Genomic DNA, 16,041 nt, shown 5'->3' on the forward strand with positions numbered 1-16,041 from the left:
CTATAATCGACTCTTGAGTTTTTGCAATTGATGCATTAACTCAAGAAATTGTAGTTCTTTAAATTCATTTAAACCCGAATGGTCATATAAATAGGTTAGCTGTTTTCTATCAACAGAGCCTACAGTCGCTAGCCAGCTCATTTGCTCTTCTTGGCTGAGCTGACTGAAGCCGGGATTACGAATGGCAGCATGTTTAAAAATGATTTTTCTTTGGTTAGCTACCCATTGCGGCAATTGCTTGAGTTGCCATCTCAGCTGAGAGGAGGCAGCAATATGCTCGCCAATATTACGCCGTTGATAAAGATTTAAACTGAGCTTTGGTCCCACTCTTGGGATTTGCCGCCATAGCCATAAAACTAAGAACAACAACCCAATCCAAAATAAAGGCATGGCCTGCTTTCGCAATTTGTTAAAAGCAGATTCGTGCTCGCCGCCGAACATAAACCAAACATCTTGATCTGCTCCGCTCATAATCATGGACTGCAAAAAGAAACCATGATCATGATCATCAATATTGGCGTTGTTCCAAATGTTCATATCACTCATAAGGAAAATTTGACCATCACCAATTAAATATTGCAGCAGGTGATCTTTATCGTCGTCAGTATAATAATAAGCATTACCTGAATAATCATAGAGATGCCAAGTTGGGTTAAATCCAATCTTTATATTGGTTTCCAAATCAGCAATTTGTATGCTTGTTGCCTGCTCTTCATTTCTTTTCAGATCGCCTAGCATTGGTAAAACTTCTTTACCTAAGTCCAATAAGTCTTCTACTTCTTTATCCTGCTCGGCGACTTGGTCTTTGACTAGACCTGCATCGAGATGATTGAGCAATAAATCGGTATCAGTTTCTGATTTGCGATTAGCCCAATAAAATAGACTACCGCCTGCATCGACCCATTTGAGCAGCACATCCAGTTTTTCAGGATTCATATGACCTGGCTTGGCTGACAGGACGATCGTATCTGCTTCAATAAATGGCTGATTCAAAGCCTTTAAGTTTCTATAGTGCTCAACTTTGGTGTTATTCAGTTCCAATAGTTTTCCGGCAGTATGGTAGGGAGTGAAACGAACCGTTGCACTGGAACCAAGGTTCTTCTCTACGGGGAAGATGCCATAAACTTGAAAGTACCAAAATGTGAGGATACAAAAAACACCACCAAAAAGTGCAACCCACCTAAAAGGAGGCGTAATGAGTTCTTTTTTACTCATTGTCAGTCTCCATTTGTGAAGCAGCTTGTTGGGTATTTTTTATTGAACTATCATCTTCAGCATTAGGATCATTTTTAGGTTCAAAATGTTCTGGCCATTGGCTGGAAATTTGTAAAAAGATTTCACTAGTAGGTAGTTGATGGCCATAAGCTAATAACCGCCAAATACTGGTTAATTCAGCGAAATAATCTTTCAGCGGCAGTTGCATTCTACTGACGATAGTTTGGCATTCAAGCTCAGTAAAACCATCTTCAAATTCACAGTCAAAGTCATGGATTAACTTAGATAAACTGGCTTGGTAGAGAAGACCTAAAGCTTCGCGTTGTTGTTTCGCCTGCCAAAGTGCTTGAGCTTCTTGTACGATATCATCGGGCAGGTTTTCTTGCTTTAAATCTAAACCGAATAATTGTTCCGGTTTATTTATATCTTTTAGATTTTTATTTTTGGCTTTTGCACCAGAGTCAAAATACTCAATAATGGCGGGCAACTTATACAATAAGAATATAACCAGTAGGATAAGGAAAATCCAAGAAAGAGTTTTGGCTAGCCCTTTATCAAAGTTGCTATTGGATTTGTTTTTTTTCTCGGGATCTTCTTCTTTGGGTTTATCCGGATTTATTTTCCTAAATTCCCAAGTCTGTTCGACTCTTTTGTATTCTGGCCCCGATTGAATTTGCTGAATCGCTTGGCGACTATTGGCTTTTTCTTTTGCGTAAGCATCCACTTTAGTCGTTTCGTTATTTGCCGGTTGCTCAGAAGATATTCCTTGAGGTACTGAAAAAGTAAAAATGCAAACCAACAGTGCTGCCACCAGATTCTTATAATCGAATTTTTTCTTTGTATGTTTATTTGCTAATTGTCTGAAGACTAACTCTAGATCCCAGGCTTCGCGGATACTTCGCTGATTAAGATAACTGCTAAAGCCACCTGCTACATAAAAAGGGGCGACGATCACCATGGCTAAATACCAACATAGGGATAAGATCAAATAGAATAGATCAAGGCCAGTATTAGTAAAAACCTGCTCTAGGAAAAGTATCCACTCAATATCATTGGGAATAAACTGTAAGATAAATAACATGACACCAAAAGTCATTAAAGCTTCTACTAAATGCAATACAAAAGTAATTCCTGAAATAGCGGTAGGGCTTCTGGAGTGTAGGGCAGATAAACGTTCACGACGGACCTTACCCGATAAGTTTTCTAGCTGGACAACTGGCGCATCAAAAGAGCGAGTAGGGCTAAACCTACGCCAAGTAATACTTTGGAACCACTGCTTGTAATTGTTAGTAAGACTGAACTTCAAAACCTCTTTGAGATGGGTTGCTTGATGAAAAACATCGCGAGACAAAATTAACAGCAATGGTCTTTCCCATAAAGGTTTTAACCACCAAATAAAAAAAGTTATCAGTAGCGGGCGTTCGGGAAAAATAAACAGCAACACTAAATACAATGGCAGGCTGACAATGATAAAGCTAATAAGCATCAACTTTAAATTTCTTTGCGCCATACGAGTGCCAAGATCGATAGCAGCATAACCGTTGCGCGGTCTAAGTTTAATACTGATTTTACTGAGATCCATCAGTATCTCCTTGGCGACCAGCAAAGACTAAGTAAGTAATAACTAAAGCCCAGCTGAAGGCCCCAACGGTATATTTAACACTCGGATCAAAGGTGCCAATCGACGACCAAAAAGCTTCAATAGGAGCTGCGATTGCCGTTAGAAATATAGCCCCAAATAAAAGTCTTACGCCATCTTTGGCGCGAAGAAATAGTGCATCTTTTCTGGAGTAATTGCCTGGAGCAATTAGTCCCCAACCAATTTTTAAACCAGCCATGGCTGATATTACCATGCCAGTTAACTCTGGTGCTCCGTGTGCGATGACGAAGGTAAAGAAAGTATCGTCATAACCAACGTTGAGCATATGACCCGAAGCCGCACCGAGTAGCACAGCGTTCAGTAACAAAATTAGTAAACTACCTATTCCAGCCAAAATACCACCAGCAAATGTTCGCAGATCCACGGTAATATTATTCCAAAGGTAAAAGCCAAACATTTGAAAGTCAGAATCAATATCACGATTTTCAGTGATACGATCGTTTGCTGGGTTATACATACTTTCTAAACTGGCAGCTTGTTCAGAACCAAGAAAGCTATAAGCCATATCAGGGTCGGCCCAAATAATCAGGAAAACCAACAAAGCGGGGATATAACAAACAGCGGTGGTTAACCAAAACAGCTTTGCGTTTTTTCTGACTAAGCGTGGAAAGCCTTTGCTAATAAAATGAACAATTCTGCCGAATAAGGATTGGCGGTTTTTATAAAGTAATTGATGCCCTCTGGCGGATAGTTTTTCCAACGATGCTACTAAGCCGGGACTGAAACCTCTTTGCTGAGCCAGCGCTAAGTTATGACAAACCTCGCGATAGTTAGCGCTGAAATCGATATCTGCGCCGAGGTTTTTCCTTTTCTCTAACAGCTCACATTGCTCAGTAAAGGCCGTCCAATTGTCTTGGTAGAGATTTTCAAATTCTTGTTGGCGCATCAATTACCCCTTAACCAGTTAGCAAAAGCGTGCAGTTGCTTGAGTCGATTGTGGTTATCGGTATTGGCAGGAAATAATTTTTCCGGCAATAAATTGGATAACTCATCTTGCCGAGCTTTGGATAATTGTTGATGCCTTTCGGCTAAACTGAGTACGGAACGCTGCTCTTCTAAGCTCAATGCAAAAGTAGGCGCCTTGGGTTTTACTTTTGGAATTGGATCTTCTTTGTTTTCTTTTTCTGTATAAATAACCAGGGTGCCAGCAGCCATATCGCCTAAACGTTTAAAGTCTTTGTGTAGCATCATCGAGATAAAGCCAGTGGTGTAGAAAAAGGGTAAAAAATCTGCCGATAATAAAATATTACGAACAAATGACGCGTTTAAACTGATTGGTGTACCGTCTTGATGCACGACTTTAATGCCTAAAGCTTTCTTACCAGGAGTTTGGCCATTCCGAAAAACTTCAAAAATCACCGGATAGAGCCAAAAGAGAATAAAAAATAAAATCAGATAAAGGCCTTCACCAAAATTACCCAAAAGCCCCATCGTTAAAGCTATGGTGTAATTTAAAATAACGAAAATTAATAGATCGATGATATAAGCAAGTGCACGTGGCACAACTCCAGCCACCTCGAGCGGTAGCTCGATACCTTCAGGTGTTTCTACTTTTGAAGTGTTGTCTAACATGATTGCCAATTAAGTCGATTGATTTGTTATTTTGTTTTTATGTTGATCCTTTGACCTTATTGGCCACTCAGACAGTCTAACCAAATTTAAGGGGTTTGCCTAATTTTAGCCAATAAAAAAGCAGACCTAAGTCTGCTTTAATATATTACTAAAAAGGCAAATCCAAATTACTTTTCTCCGAACATATGTTGTTCTAAATAATGGATATTAGTGCCACCTTTTTGGAAATTCACATCTTTCAAAATACGTTTTTGTAAATCGATGTTGGTTTTAATTCCGTCGATCACGATTTCTTCTAAAGCCATTTGCATACGAGCGATTGCAACTTCGCGAGTTTCACCATGAGTAATCAATTTACCGATCATCGAATCATAGTGGGGCGGCACTTTGTAAGTGGCATAAATATGAGAATCCATACGGATACCTGGACCGCCAGGAGCATGGTAGCGCTTAATTTCCCCAGGACTTGGGATAAAAGTATCAGGGTCTTCGGCATTAATACGGCATTCAATCGCATGGCCGTTAAGTTTGATATCTTCTTGCTTGAAAGATAAAGGTTGGTTAGAGGCAATACGAAGTTGCTCTTTGATAATATCAACACCAGTAATAAGCTCAGACACTGGGTGCTCAACTTGTACACGTGTGTTCATTTCAATGAAATAAAATTCGCCCTTTTCATATAAGAATTCAAAAGTGCCAGCACCTCGATAGCCAATTTCAATACAGGCCTGAGTACAACGTTCGCCAATATGACGACGCATTTGTTCGGTGATACCTGGAGCTGGAGCTTCTTCAACGACTTTTTGATGACGGCGCTGCATTGAGCAATCACGTTCACCTAAGTGAATAGCATTTCCATGGCCATCAGCTAATACTTGAATTTCTACATGGCGTGGAGTTTCTAGGAATTTCTCCATATACACCATATCGTTGCCAAATACTGAGCCAGCTTCTGACTTGGTTAAAGAGATAGCATTAATTAATTCCTCTTCGGTATGTACAACACGCATACCGCGACCGCCACCACCACCAGCAGCTTTAATGATCACAGGATAACCGATGCGTTTGGCCATAGACAAATTAGCCTTCTCATCATCTCCTAGCGGACCATCTGAACCAGGTACACAAGGAACACCAGCTTTTTTCATGGCGGCGATTGCAGAAACTTTATCGCCCATTAAATTAATCACATCAGCTCTTGGTCCAATGAAGGTAAAACCACTTTGTTCAACTTGTTCGGCAAAATCTGCATTTTCTGCTAAGAAGCCGTATCCTGGGTGAATCGCTACAGCGTCAGTAATTTCAGCCGCAGATATGATCGCTGGAATATTTAAATAACTTTGTTGTGCCGCAGCGGGACCAATACAGACGGATTCATCTGCCAGGCGCACATGCATTAAATCAGCATCGGCGGTGGAATGAACTGCAACGGTTTTAATTCCTAGCTCGCGACATGCGCGAAGTATGCGTAATGCTATTTCTCCGCGGTTGGCAATGACAACTTTTTCTAACATAATTTTTCTCTGTTAATCGTTGGTTCGAGAAGATTCGAGTGTCAATTACTCAATCACAAATAGTGGCTCATCAAACTCAACTGGATCGCCATTGGTGTGAAGAATTTGCTTTATAACACCAGCTTTATCCGATTCAATTTGGTTCATCATTTTCATCGCTTCAACGATACACAAAACATCACCGACATTAACTTGTTGGCCAACCTCTACAAAATCTTTAACGCCAGGCGCTGAAGCTGAATAGAAAGTGCCTACCATCGGCGACTTTACAGCATGACCTGAAACTTCAGGTGCTGCAGGTGCTGCTGCAGCCACTTCTGCTTGAGGTGCTGCAGCAACTGGAGCAACCGCTTGTGGTACGGTGATTTGAGTTGGCGCTGCAACAGCGGTGCCAGCACGAGATATTCGAACTGACTCTTCACCTTCTTGAATTTCAAGTTCGGCAATGCCTGATTCTTCTACTAATTCGATTAATTTTTTAATTTTTCGTAAATCCATTGTTATTACCTAGAGTTAATAATGAATAATTCGTTATTGGGCCGTTAGCTTGTCGATAGCTGCTTGCATTGCAAAGCGATAACTATGGATGCCAAAACCCGCTATAGTGCCCATCGCGATATCACTAAAATAAGAGTGATGCCTAAACGGCTCTCGTGAATAAGGATTTGATAAATGAACCTCTATAAAAGGTATTTCAACTGCCAGCAAAGCATCCCGTATAGCAACGCTGGTATGCGTATATGCTGCAGGATTAATGACAATTAACTGCACTTTATCGCTTTTTGCTTGCTGAATACGTTCAACCAGATCGGATTCAGAGTTAGACTGAAAACTGTTAAAGGTTAAATTTTGCTCTACAGCTTGTTGCTTACAAGCATTTTCAATTGCTTCTAAGCTTAGATCACCGTAAATCTCAGGTTCTCGCTGTCCAAGAAGATTTAAATTTGGTCCATTAAGTAACAATATATCAGTCATATTCGGTTAAAATAGCACTAATTCCAGCTAAAATCTTGTAAAAAGCATACTTTCTATAAGATTGCTCACCTTGAGTGCTCAAGATGTTAAATCCATCATATTTTTAAAGTTGGCAGATTTTAATGTATTTTGAGTGATGTTGGCTACATTTAGTGTCTATGGTCGGAGCTGTTGAAATTTCGAATATCGATTGAAATTTTATGTAACGCATTGATTATTATGAATTAATTTTACAAATTATTGCAAATAAGTTTACAAATACATGTTAAAAATAGACACTGAGAGGGTGATGCTTGATGATTTGTGCATTAGATTATAGCTCACTATATAAAATGACGAAATGTTATGTTCGATTCATATCGAATAGAAGGAAGTATTAATGGGTAATCCAATAAAAATTTTATACTTAGAAGATGATAACGCCCAAGCGTTGCAAATGAAACAAGTGCTTGATGAGTCAGGTTATGAATATGCCCATTGCGAAACGGGTACTGAGTTTTTAGCACGTTTAGAAAAAAGCGAATTTGATTTGTTGATTCTTGATTGGGAAGTACCTGATAAAGCAGGTATAGAAGTTTTGGAACACTTAAGATCTTTCATGAATTGGAAAGGTCCTGTTTTGTTTGTTACCAATCGAGATGCAGAAACGGATATTGTATCTGCGTTAGAAAAAGGGGCTGATGATTATATGATCAAGCCGTATCGAAGGTATGAACTAGAAGCTCGATTGAATGCTTTAATTCGTCGTTCAGGTCTTGGAGATGAGCAAAAAGAATTTACAGTTGGACCCTACACAGTTTCCTTAAGTCATCGTGAAATCTTACATAATGATAAAGCCGTAAACTTAACAACTAAAGAATATGAGTTAGGTGTATTGTTATTAAGAAATGTTGGTCGCTTATTTTCTCGAAAGTATTTATTGAAAAACATTTGGGGCATCGAGTCGGATATATCTACAAGAACCGTCGATGCGCATGTGAGCTCATTAAGACGTAAATTGAACTTAAGAGCAATTAGTGGTTATCAGGTAAAAACTGTATACCAACATGGCTATCGTTTAGAAAAACTTATAGATACGGAGGCAGTTGCCTAAAGCTCGTACTGGCTAGCATGATGATGTATAAAAATTTTGTTTTAAAGTTAATTTTATTGTTAGTTTTGGTAGGGGCTACACCGGCATTTACCAATGACTGGCTTTATACGGTTCGTCCGAATGAAGCGGCTTCTAAAATTGGCAAAAGCTATTTGGTAAATCCTTATCGAATAGACGAAGTGCTAGCTTATAACAACATTGTGGATGCGGATAATTTAGTTGCTGGTACTGTATTAAAAATTCCTGTGAATTATTTGAAGTTTGGTCCAGCTAGGGTTCAAGTAACCTCAGTTCAAGGTAATGTCTTAATCCAGAATGCATACAAGGAAAGTCCTCTCTCAACACTTCACTCGGTTAAGTTGGGTGATAAAATTATAACTGGAGAATCCAGTTCCGCCATGTTGCGTTTTGCCGATGGCTCGGAGTTACTTTTAGGTAGTCAATCAGAATTAATTTTTGATGTATTAACTCAGTGGGGACGCACCGGGATGGTCGATAGCCGCATGCGGCTGCTAAAAGGTAGTGCAGAAGGAAGAGTGAACAAGTTGCAGGGTAGTAAATCTAAGTTTGAAGTTCATACTCCTTCAGCAGTGGCAACTGTCAGAGGCACTGAATTTAGAGTGAGGGTGGGGAAGGATAATTCTTCAGTATCATTTAATGAAGTAAGTGAAGGGAAAGTTCAGGTTGCTAATAATGCTGCGGCAAGCTTAGTGCCAATGGGATTTGGCCTGGTCGCTGAAGAAGGTAAAAAGTCGGATAATGTTATTGAGCTTTTGCCTGCTCCAAATTTAATCGGGGCTGAGCTGGAATACTATGGAACCATGGCAGAATTAGCGTGGCAACAAGAGCAGGGCGCGAAAGCTTATAGACTCGAGCTTTTTGAAGGTAACGAAGCTGTCAGCCTGATTGATTCAAATTTGTTATCAAGTGCAAAAGCTAAAATTGAAAATTTAGCAGTTGGCGACTATACAGTAAGAGTGCGTTCGGTCGATGACAATGGTTTAGAGGGATTGGATAGGCAGCATAGTTTTTTTGTAAACGGAAAAATATTGCCGCCTAAAAGAGCGGCTTCATTAACTCACTTCGATATCAACAAAAAAGTTGAAATGTCTTGGCAAAAAGATCAGATGTTTAGTGCTTATCATTATCAAGTTTCAGATAGTAAAACTTTTGATAACATTTTGCGTGAAAGGGAAACTCGTAGTAGTAAAGTAACGTTAAGAGAGCAGCTGCCAATAGGAACTTATTATTGGAGAGTGCTGGGGAAAAGTACTGAAAAAAATAGCAGCTATAGTTTACCAATACCATTTACTGTCCATCTCCCTAAAACTATAAAGGTAGAAGTTTTTGATGTAAAAGAAGGTGAAGCTATCAATGCCAAGTGGAATAATTTTGGTCAAAGTCAGAAATTTGAGTGGCAGTTAGCAACAGATAAAGAGTTCAAGAATATAACCCAGCAAGGAACAACAAATGAAAATAAAGTGGCATTGAAAGCCACTAATAAAGGTTATTATTATTTTAGAGTTGCACAAATTGTAGACGGGAAAACTCTGGCATTCACTCAGCCAGAAGCAATAATGATATATTAAATTTTGACCGCTACATGAGCGGTCAATCACTAAATGGATGTGAATAATATTAAACCTACAAAATCTTATTCTCACTACATTCTTGCAGCGGTATTCGCTGCATTTACTTTTTATGTTTCTTATTCTCAATGGCTCCTGCCGTTAGATTATCTATTTTATGATCGTATTCTAAGATTGCAGCCTGACACTAATAGTGAAGATGTGGTGATTGTTGCCATGGACGAATTAAGTTTGCAGGAATATGGACAGTTGCCTTGGAATCGAACACTGCACGCACAACTAATAGACCAGCTCTCAAAATCTGAAGTTAAAGCTGTGGGTTATGATGTGCTATTTGACAAAAATAGGGATCTAGACGACCAAGTATTAGTGGATGCTGTTAAGAATAATGGCAAAGTAGTCTTCCCGGTAATAATTGAAAAGCTCGCACAAAATAGAGAGCTTCTAGAGGTAATGCCTTTCCCTGATTTGATACAAGCGGCAAAGAAAATGGGTGTGGTTCATTTTGAGTTAGACTCAGACAACATCGCTCGATCGAGTTACCTTAAAGCAGGCTTAGGTGAACCCTTTTGGCGGAGTTTTTCAGCAGAGGTATTAGAGGTTAGCTCTGACACAGTTTATGCCTTACCAATTAATGAAAAGTCGAAATCACCGTCTTATGATTTAACCATTATTGAGAAAGACGGATTAATTTATATACCTTATAAAAAGAATCAGAACCATTTTAAAAAAATTAGTTTTGTAGATGTCGTACAAGGAAAACAAACGGCTTTAGATGCGATTAAAAATAAAGTGGTTTTTGTAGGCGTCACAGCTACAGCAGCAAGAAATGCAGATTTTTTACCGGTACCGATGAGTCGAGATGGTCAAATAATGCCGGGCGTTGAAATTAATGCGACTTTATTTGAAGCTCTAAAAGATGAATCTTACATCGAAGCAATGCCAAATGTTTCGAATTCACTTATCTTGACAAGTATTGTATTGGTATTTTTTGTTTTTTTACCAAAGTTATTACCTCGTCGAAGCTTTTACTATAGTGCAATAATACTCTTAGCTATCATATTTCTGCAATGGTATCTAATGCACTTTCAATATCTGTGGTTTAAAGTAGCGACGTTAATTGCCGTTATAAGTGTTGGATATTTATTTTGGGTGTGGCAGAAAGTTGTGTCTAACATGACGTTTTTTAAAGCGACGGTGGAACGACTTAACATAGAGATGGAGCACTCCTTAAAACCTGAGCCAACGAAGAATATAACCGCCAAGCTCAGTTTTTTAGCTCAGCTTAACTTAATAGAAAAGAAAGCATTAAAGAGTGATTTCAACAAGATAAACGATCAAAGAGAGCTCTATAATCAACTGTTGAAACTTGAAAAAACAGATAGCAGATTAAAGGATAAAAGATTACTCAGGAGAATCATTAAAGAACCTAAAGAAGAAAGTGTACAGGCAAATAAAAGTTACGGTGTCATTGAGTCAAGAGTAAAAACTTTAGATGAAGCGATTTCACAAATAAACTTTCTAAGAAGATTTGTAGAACAAACCATGAATAGAATGAGTGACGGCGTTATTCTCGTCGACATGAATGGTTTGATTTTTTATAGCAACTTGATTGCAAAACGCTACGTTCCTAGATTATCAAAAGATAAAGAGTTAAGCCTTAAAGAGTTATTTGGGTTATTACAGCTGAAGCGAGATGATGAATGGTCTGAGCCGGTGCTAAAAGTATTGAAAGATGGTATTCAACACGAATTTACAGCGTCAATTAATAAAGTTCTTGATGTTAAAGTAAGTATCTCGCTCATTGATAATTTAGCAGATAATGATTTTATCGTTATCAACATGGTTGATATCTCGGAAATTAAAAGGGAGCAAAGAAGGCAGCTAGAGATGATTGACTTTATCTCACATGATTTACGCTCTCCAATGACATCGATATTAGCCTTGCTCAATAAAAACTATAATGATTCTAGCACTGCAGAACTATCGATTATCCATAGAGAAATTGAGAAGTTAACACGTTCGAGTTTAAACCTGGCAGAGCAGTTTTTGATGTTATCGAGGGTTGAATCTAATGCCGAAGCAAAACCATACCCTATTGAGTTATTGAGTACTATAGACAATGCTATTGCTATAGTGACGCCACAAGCTTCTAACGCAAGTATCAATATCGAATTTGATTTTATGGCGTACGAAGATATTTGGTTGTTAGCAAATCAAGATATGTTAGAGCGAGTTATCATTAACCTTTTAACAAACGCAATAAAATATTCGCCAACAGATACCCAAGTAACTGTTTTGATCGAAGTTACCCCTTTAGCCACATTGGTTAAAGTATGTGATCAAGGTGATGGTATCGATCAGGAACAAATGGAGGCAATATTTAAGCCCTTCTCAAGGATGCAAAAGCATGAGGTGACAAAAATTAATGGTATAGGCTTAGGTTTGAGGTTCGTGAAAGCTGTAATGATACGTTTGGGTGGCAAGGTTACTGTTGAAAGTTGCGGGCAAAAAAACAAAAGTGGCTCAACTTTTACTCTTGAGTTTCCGAATCATTTATTAGTAAAGGATTAATTAGTAAATCTAATATACAGCATAAAAAATCATCATTTTTCATAAGTCATTTTAGTCATTACAATCTGCTTAAATTTTGTTCAGTTTGAGTCGAAGCTTATGATTTTACAACAGAAACAATCTCAGTTAGCTGCAGCCGGTTTATTGATGGCTATTTTGCTATGGTCTGCATCTTTTGTTGCAATGAAGTACGCTATTGCTGAGCTTGGGCCAATGGTCACAGTCTTTTTAAGAATGTTATTGGCAATGGCGGTATTAATATTCTTTTTAAAACCCATTACTAAAAAGCAGAGCTACCAAAAGGGCGACTGGTGGCTCTTGGGTTTATTGGCTTTGTGTGAGCCTTGCTTATATTTTATTTTTGAAAGCTATGCTTTGACTTACACAACGGCTTCCGAAGCAGGTATGGTCACTGCCTTACAGCCGCTGTTAATTGCGGTAGCAGCGTTTTATTTTTTAAAAGAAAAAATAAGTGGTCGTACTATTGTAGGTTGTTTGTTGGCATTAGCGGGTGTGATTTTATTGACGGTCACAGGAGGAGCTTCTGAGCATGCTTCAAATCCTTGGCTAGGCAACCTTTTAGAATTTGGCGCCATTGTTGCGGCTACTGTCTACTGCTTATTAGCAAGAAAATTAGCACAGCGCTATTCGCCAATATTTTTAACGATGCTACAAACTATTGCTGGTACGGTATTTTTCCTGCCGTTAGTGTTTATGCAAACAGAAGCCATATCATTTGATATTTCTGGCCAAGCGATCCTAGCGATTTTATTTTTAGCTTTTGGGGTCAATATTTTTGCGTTTACTTGTTACAACTTTGCCTTCAAAGTTATGCCGGCGTCACAAGTTGGAAGCTTAATGAATCTTTTACCTTTGGGCACTTTATTCTTTGGCTGGTTGCTGTTGGGTGAGACTTTGGCACCGATGCAATACGCGGCAGCTGGATTGGTCTTGATTGGTGTGATTTGGTCGCAAACCAAGCCAAAAGCAAAAACTGTGTTCATAGAGCAGTCTGCCATTGCCCGTCAGTGGGAGGCGATCCCTAGCTCAAAAGAAATGATTTTCGATCTAAAGTCGCAACTGAAAATTAGCCATTAGATGTTCAGCCATTTCCGCTTTTGCGGGAATGGCTGATAAATCTGAATCAAGATCAGGTAAGAATGAGAAGCAGGTTTAAAACCAAAATTTAATCCCTACTAAAAAGTTGTTTTCTTCATTTTCACCATCATTTAATTCGGCAAAATCAGCGGTAGAGCCGTATTTCTTTTTATGCTCAAAGCCGAAATAAAAAGCAAACTCTCTAACAAACTCATACCTTAGACGCAAACCTAAACTGGCATCGGATAAACCTGAGCCGATCTCATTGATAGGGTCATCCTGGCCATAAAAGTTAACCTCTAGTTCAGGGCTGAGAATCCATTGTTGGGTTATGGGCATTTCGTATTCTGCTTCAAAGCGGGCAGCTAAATCGCCATTATCGCCGACAAAGATGGCGCTATCGATTTCAAAATAATAAGGTGATAAACCATGTAAGCCTATAACCGCCCAGGTTCTTTCTTCAGCTAATTGAAAATCATGGCGAACACCGAACTGTAGATCCCAATAAGGATAGAGGGCTTTGGAATAGAGGGCTTGTAGCTCCAGTTCCTCTGTTTCTGAACCCACCTGTTCAACTTCTGTTTTTAACCAAAATTTATTTAAATCTTTGCCTATCCAAAAATCAGCTTCAAAAGCAAAAACATCAAGGTTGTCATCTTGGAAGTAATCTAGCTGATGAACCTTTAAATGAGTTAATAGGGGATCATCTTTGGAGCCAGCTTGAATGACACAAGCGCAAAGACTAATGAAAATAGTAATTAAGCGTAAAGTATTCATGTTAGTCACCTTAAGAGATTTTCACTTCACGCATCATGCCAGGCATGTGGAATAGTAAATGACAATGATAAGCCCAACGTCCTTTAGCATCCGCTGTAACAAGGTAGCTCGCCTTAGAACCCGGCTGGACGATAATAGTATGTTTCTTAGGAATATAATCCGGATCGCCCGTTTCAAGCTCGCTCCATACTCCATGCAAATGAACTGGGTGAGTCATCATCGTATCGTTGACTAAAACAATTCTGATCCGCTCGCCATACTCAAGTTCAATCGGTTCAGCGTGCATATGTTTGATGCCGTTCATCGACCACATATAACGATGCATATTGCCGGTAAGATGTATATGCAACTCACGACTAGGTTGACGTTTATCATGGGTTGGGTAATAACCTTTGATATCAGAATACTTTAACACTCGGCGGCCATACCGTTCCTGATGATCTCTTAATCCTATCCCAGGATCATCAATGCCATCCATAGGCATTTCTGCTCGCATGTCGACGTGAGGTCCGTACTCAGTTTCAGCATGCTGGATTGGACTGTTACTACCGTAGCCAGCTTTTCCAAGCTTAGAATCTGAAGCTGTTAGGTCGTGATTTTTATGATGTTGCATGCCATTTTGTTTTGGCATCCTATGCTGGCTGTGCTCTTTATTGGAGTGATCCATTTTGGAGTGATCCATTTTGGAGTGATCCATTTTGGAGTGATCCATTTTGGAGTGATCCATTTTGGAGTGATCCATTTTGGAGTGATCCATTTTGGAGTGATCCATTTTGGAGTGATCCATTTTGGAATGATCCATACCTGTCATATTATGCATTGAATGATCCATCCCCATATCCCTATGCTCAAGTATAGGAGCGTAGTCCATAGACGGAACATCAGCAGAATAATTTAAATCTGGCGTTAAAGTTCCACGAGCAAAACCAGAACGATCAATAGTTTGCGCAAAAATGGTATAAGCTTTATCTTCTGGTTCAACTATAACGTCATAAGTTTCTGCCACACCAATTCTAAACTCATCGATGGAGACTGGCTGTATAAGCTGACCGTCCGTAGCAACCACCGTCATTTTTAACCCTGGAATCCTGACATCAAAAATACTCATGGCGGCGGCGTTAATGAAGCGCAAGCGCACCTTATCACCTTTGCGGAATTGTCCTAGCCAGCCGCTATCTGGTGTATTGCCATTCATTAAATAGGTGTAGGTATAACCTGTTACATCGGCGATATCCGTTTCGCTCATACGCATTTGATTCCACATTTCGCGCTCGGCCATAGTACCCGATAAGCCTTTATTTTTAATATCATTCCAAAGATCGCGCATAGTCCTTTCTCTGAAATTATAGTAATGGCTCATTTTTTTGAGCTTGGCATAAATATCATGCGGGTTTTCATCACTCCAATCGGATAGCATCACCACAAAATCACAATCGTAGTCAAAAGGCTCAGGTTCTTTCGGATGAACAATCATGGCGCCATAGATCCCAGTTTGTTCCTGGAAACCGGAATGGCTGTGATACCAATAGGTACCACTTTGATTGAGATCGAATTGATATTGAAATGTTTCTCCAGGCTTAATGCCATCAAAACTTAAACCAGGAACTCCATCCATTTCAGAAGGAAGAATAATGCCATGCCAATGAATAGAGCTGTCGACTTTTAATTTATTGGTGACGTTTAAAGTAACTCGCTCACCTTCTTGCCAATGCAAAACGGGAGCCGGTAAGCCTTGGTTAACAGTCGTAGCGAGCGCTTTCTTACCAGTATAATTAACCAATTGATAATCAATATCTAAGTCAAACTTATTTCCTTTTAAACTGGTTAACTGATGAATAGAGTTTTCTGTGTCAGCTATTGCGCTTGACCAAGGGAGGCTTGATACGGTTAACGTAGAAGTCGCGCCCAGCACAAATTGACGTCGCGAAAGATTAGGATTTTTAAATAAATGACTCATGTAACACCCAAGTTGAA

The 16,041-nt window shown here is 39.2% G+C and carries 13 protein-coding genes; 4 read left to right on the forward strand and 9 right to left on the reverse strand.

The features are described from left to right. The 7 genes from GJS41_RS08265 to aroQ all read right to left on the reverse strand — a co-directional run bounded on the left by GJS41_RS08265 (window position 1) and on the right by aroQ (window position 6,936). A complete protein-coding gene (locus GJS41_RS08265) occupies window positions 1–1,215 on the reverse strand; it encodes a DUF4350 domain-containing protein (protein ID WP_154246799.1) in 1,215 nt (404 codons plus the stop codon). After that, the gene (locus GJS41_RS08270; protein WP_154246800.1) at window positions 1,208–2,797 is read right to left on the reverse strand and encodes a DUF4129 domain-containing protein; all 1,590 of its coding nucleotides are present in this window, start codon (window positions 2,795–2,797) and stop codon (window positions 1,208–1,210) included. The genes GJS41_RS08265 and GJS41_RS08270 overlap by 8 nt, the downstream gene beginning before the upstream one ends. After that, window positions 2,784–3,761 (reverse strand): stage II sporulation protein M, encoded by a 978-nt coding sequence (locus tag GJS41_RS08275; protein ID WP_154246801.1) that lies wholly within the window; start codon window positions 3,759–3,761, stop codon window positions 2,784–2,786. The genes GJS41_RS08270 and GJS41_RS08275 overlap by 14 nt, the downstream gene beginning before the upstream one ends. Then, the gene (locus tag GJS41_RS08280) at window positions 3,761–4,447 is read right to left on the reverse strand and encodes an RDD family protein (RefSeq protein WP_154246802.1); all 687 of its coding nucleotides are present in this window, start codon (window positions 4,445–4,447) and stop codon (window positions 3,761–3,763) included. Before GJS41_RS08280 ends, GJS41_RS08275 begins: the two co-directional genes overlap by 1 nt. Before the next feature lie 167 nt (window positions 4,448–4,614). Further along, a complete protein-coding gene (gene accC, locus GJS41_RS08285; RefSeq protein WP_154246803.1) occupies window positions 4,615–5,961 on the reverse strand; it encodes an acetyl-CoA carboxylase biotin carboxylase subunit in 1,347 nt (448 codons plus the stop codon). Between the two features lie 45 nt (window positions 5,962–6,006). Next, window positions 6,007–6,459 (reverse strand): acetyl-CoA carboxylase biotin carboxyl carrier protein, encoded by a 453-nt coding sequence (gene accB, locus GJS41_RS08290; RefSeq protein ID WP_154246804.1) that lies wholly within the window; start codon window positions 6,457–6,459, stop codon window positions 6,007–6,009. Between the two features lie 33 nt (window positions 6,460–6,492). Beyond that, window positions 6,493–6,936 (reverse strand): type II 3-dehydroquinate dehydratase, encoded by a 444-nt coding sequence (gene aroQ / locus GJS41_RS08295; RefSeq protein ID WP_154246805.1) that lies wholly within the window; start codon window positions 6,934–6,936, stop codon window positions 6,493–6,495. 379 nt (window positions 6,937–7,315) lie between these two features. On the opposite strand from aroQ, the gene GJS41_RS08300 reads away from it, so the two are divergent. From GJS41_RS08300 to GJS41_RS08315, 4 genes are all read left to right on the forward strand, one after another. Then, window positions 7,316–8,029 (forward strand): response regulator transcription factor, encoded by a 714-nt coding sequence (locus GJS41_RS08300; RefSeq protein ID WP_154246806.1) that lies wholly within the window; start codon window positions 7,316–7,318, stop codon window positions 8,027–8,029. Between the two features lie 23 nt (window positions 8,030–8,052). Next, window positions 8,053–9,618: a FecR domain-containing protein gene (locus tag GJS41_RS08305; protein ID WP_227551313.1), complete on the forward strand. Its 1,566-nt coding sequence runs from the start codon at window positions 8,053–8,055 to the stop codon at window positions 9,616–9,618. 33 nt (window positions 9,619–9,651) lie between these two features. Continuing rightward, a complete protein-coding gene (locus GJS41_RS08310; protein WP_154246808.1) occupies window positions 9,652–12,192 on the forward strand; it encodes a CHASE2 domain-containing protein in 2,541 nt (846 codons plus the stop codon). Between the two features lie 99 nt (window positions 12,193–12,291). Beyond that, window positions 12,292–13,290 (forward strand): DMT family transporter, encoded by a 999-nt coding sequence (locus tag GJS41_RS08315; RefSeq protein WP_154246809.1) that lies wholly within the window; start codon window positions 12,292–12,294, stop codon window positions 13,288–13,290. Window positions 13,291–13,365: 75 nt separating this feature from the next. On the opposite strand, the gene GJS41_RS08320 is transcribed toward GJS41_RS08315, so the two are convergent. Together GJS41_RS08320 and GJS41_RS08325 are read right to left on the reverse strand one after the other, a co-directional pair. After that, complete coding sequence (locus tag GJS41_RS08320) at window positions 13,366–14,067, reverse strand: copper resistance protein B (RefSeq protein WP_154246810.1); 702 nt, start codon at window positions 14,065–14,067, stop codon at window positions 13,366–13,368. Window positions 14,068–14,077: 10 nt separating this feature from the next. Continuing rightward, window positions 14,078–16,024, reverse strand: a complete 1,947-nt coding sequence (locus GJS41_RS08325) for a copper resistance system multicopper oxidase (RefSeq protein ID WP_154246811.1) — start codon at window positions 16,022–16,024, stop codon at window positions 14,078–14,080. Window positions 16,025–16,041 lie beyond the last annotated feature (17 nt).

The sequence above is a fragment of the Kangiella sp. HZ709 genome, from assembly GCF_009674675.1.
In the GTDB taxonomy this organism is placed as follows: Bacteria; Pseudomonadota; Gammaproteobacteria; order Enterobacterales; family Kangiellaceae; genus Kangiella.

Bases quoted from the DNA above. Each gene is read 5' to 3' on its own strand.
- GJS41_RS08315 (WP_154246809.1), top strand. From the start codon at position 12,292: ATGATTTTACAACAGAAACAATCTCAGTTAGCTGCAGCCGGTTTATTG.
- accB (WP_154246804.1), bottom strand. From the start codon at position 6,459: ATGGATTTACGAAAAATTAAAAAATTAATCGAATTAGTAGAAGAATCA.
- GJS41_RS08270 (WP_154246800.1), bottom strand. From the start codon at position 2,797: ATGGATCTCAGTAAAATCAGTATTAAACTTAGACCGCGCAACGGTTAT.
- GJS41_RS08300 (WP_154246806.1), top strand. From the start codon at position 7,316: ATGGGTAATCCAATAAAAATTTTATACTTAGAAGATGATAACGCCCAA.
- GJS41_RS08280 (WP_154246802.1), bottom strand. From the start codon at position 4,447: ATGTTAGACAACACTTCAAAAGTAGAAACACCTGAAGGTATCGAGCTA.
- aroQ (WP_154246805.1), bottom strand. From the start codon at position 6,936: ATGACTGATATATTGTTACTTAATGGACCAAATTTAAATCTTCTTGGA.
- GJS41_RS08265 (WP_154246799.1), bottom strand. From the start codon at position 1,215: ATGAGTAAAAAAGAACTCATTACGCCTCCTTTTAGGTGGGTTGCACTT.
- GJS41_RS08310 (WP_154246808.1), top strand. From the start codon at position 9,652: ATGGATGTGAATAATATTAAACCTACAAAATCTTATTCTCACTACATT.
- GJS41_RS08305 (WP_227551313.1), top strand. From the start codon at position 8,053: ATGTATAAAAATTTTGTTTTAAAGTTAATTTTATTGTTAGTTTTGGTA.
- GJS41_RS08325 (WP_154246811.1), bottom strand. From the start codon at position 16,024: ATGAGTCATTTATTTAAAAATCCTAATCTTTCGCGACGTCAATTTGTG.
- GJS41_RS08275 (WP_154246801.1), bottom strand. From the start codon at position 3,761: ATGCGCCAACAAGAATTTGAAAATCTCTACCAAGACAATTGGACGGCC.
- GJS41_RS08320 (WP_154246810.1), bottom strand. From the start codon at position 14,067: ATGAATACTTTACGCTTAATTACTATTTTCATTAGTCTTTGCGCTTGT.
- accC (WP_154246803.1), bottom strand. From the start codon at position 5,961: ATGTTAGAAAAAGTTGTCATTGCCAACCGCGGAGAAATAGCATTACGC.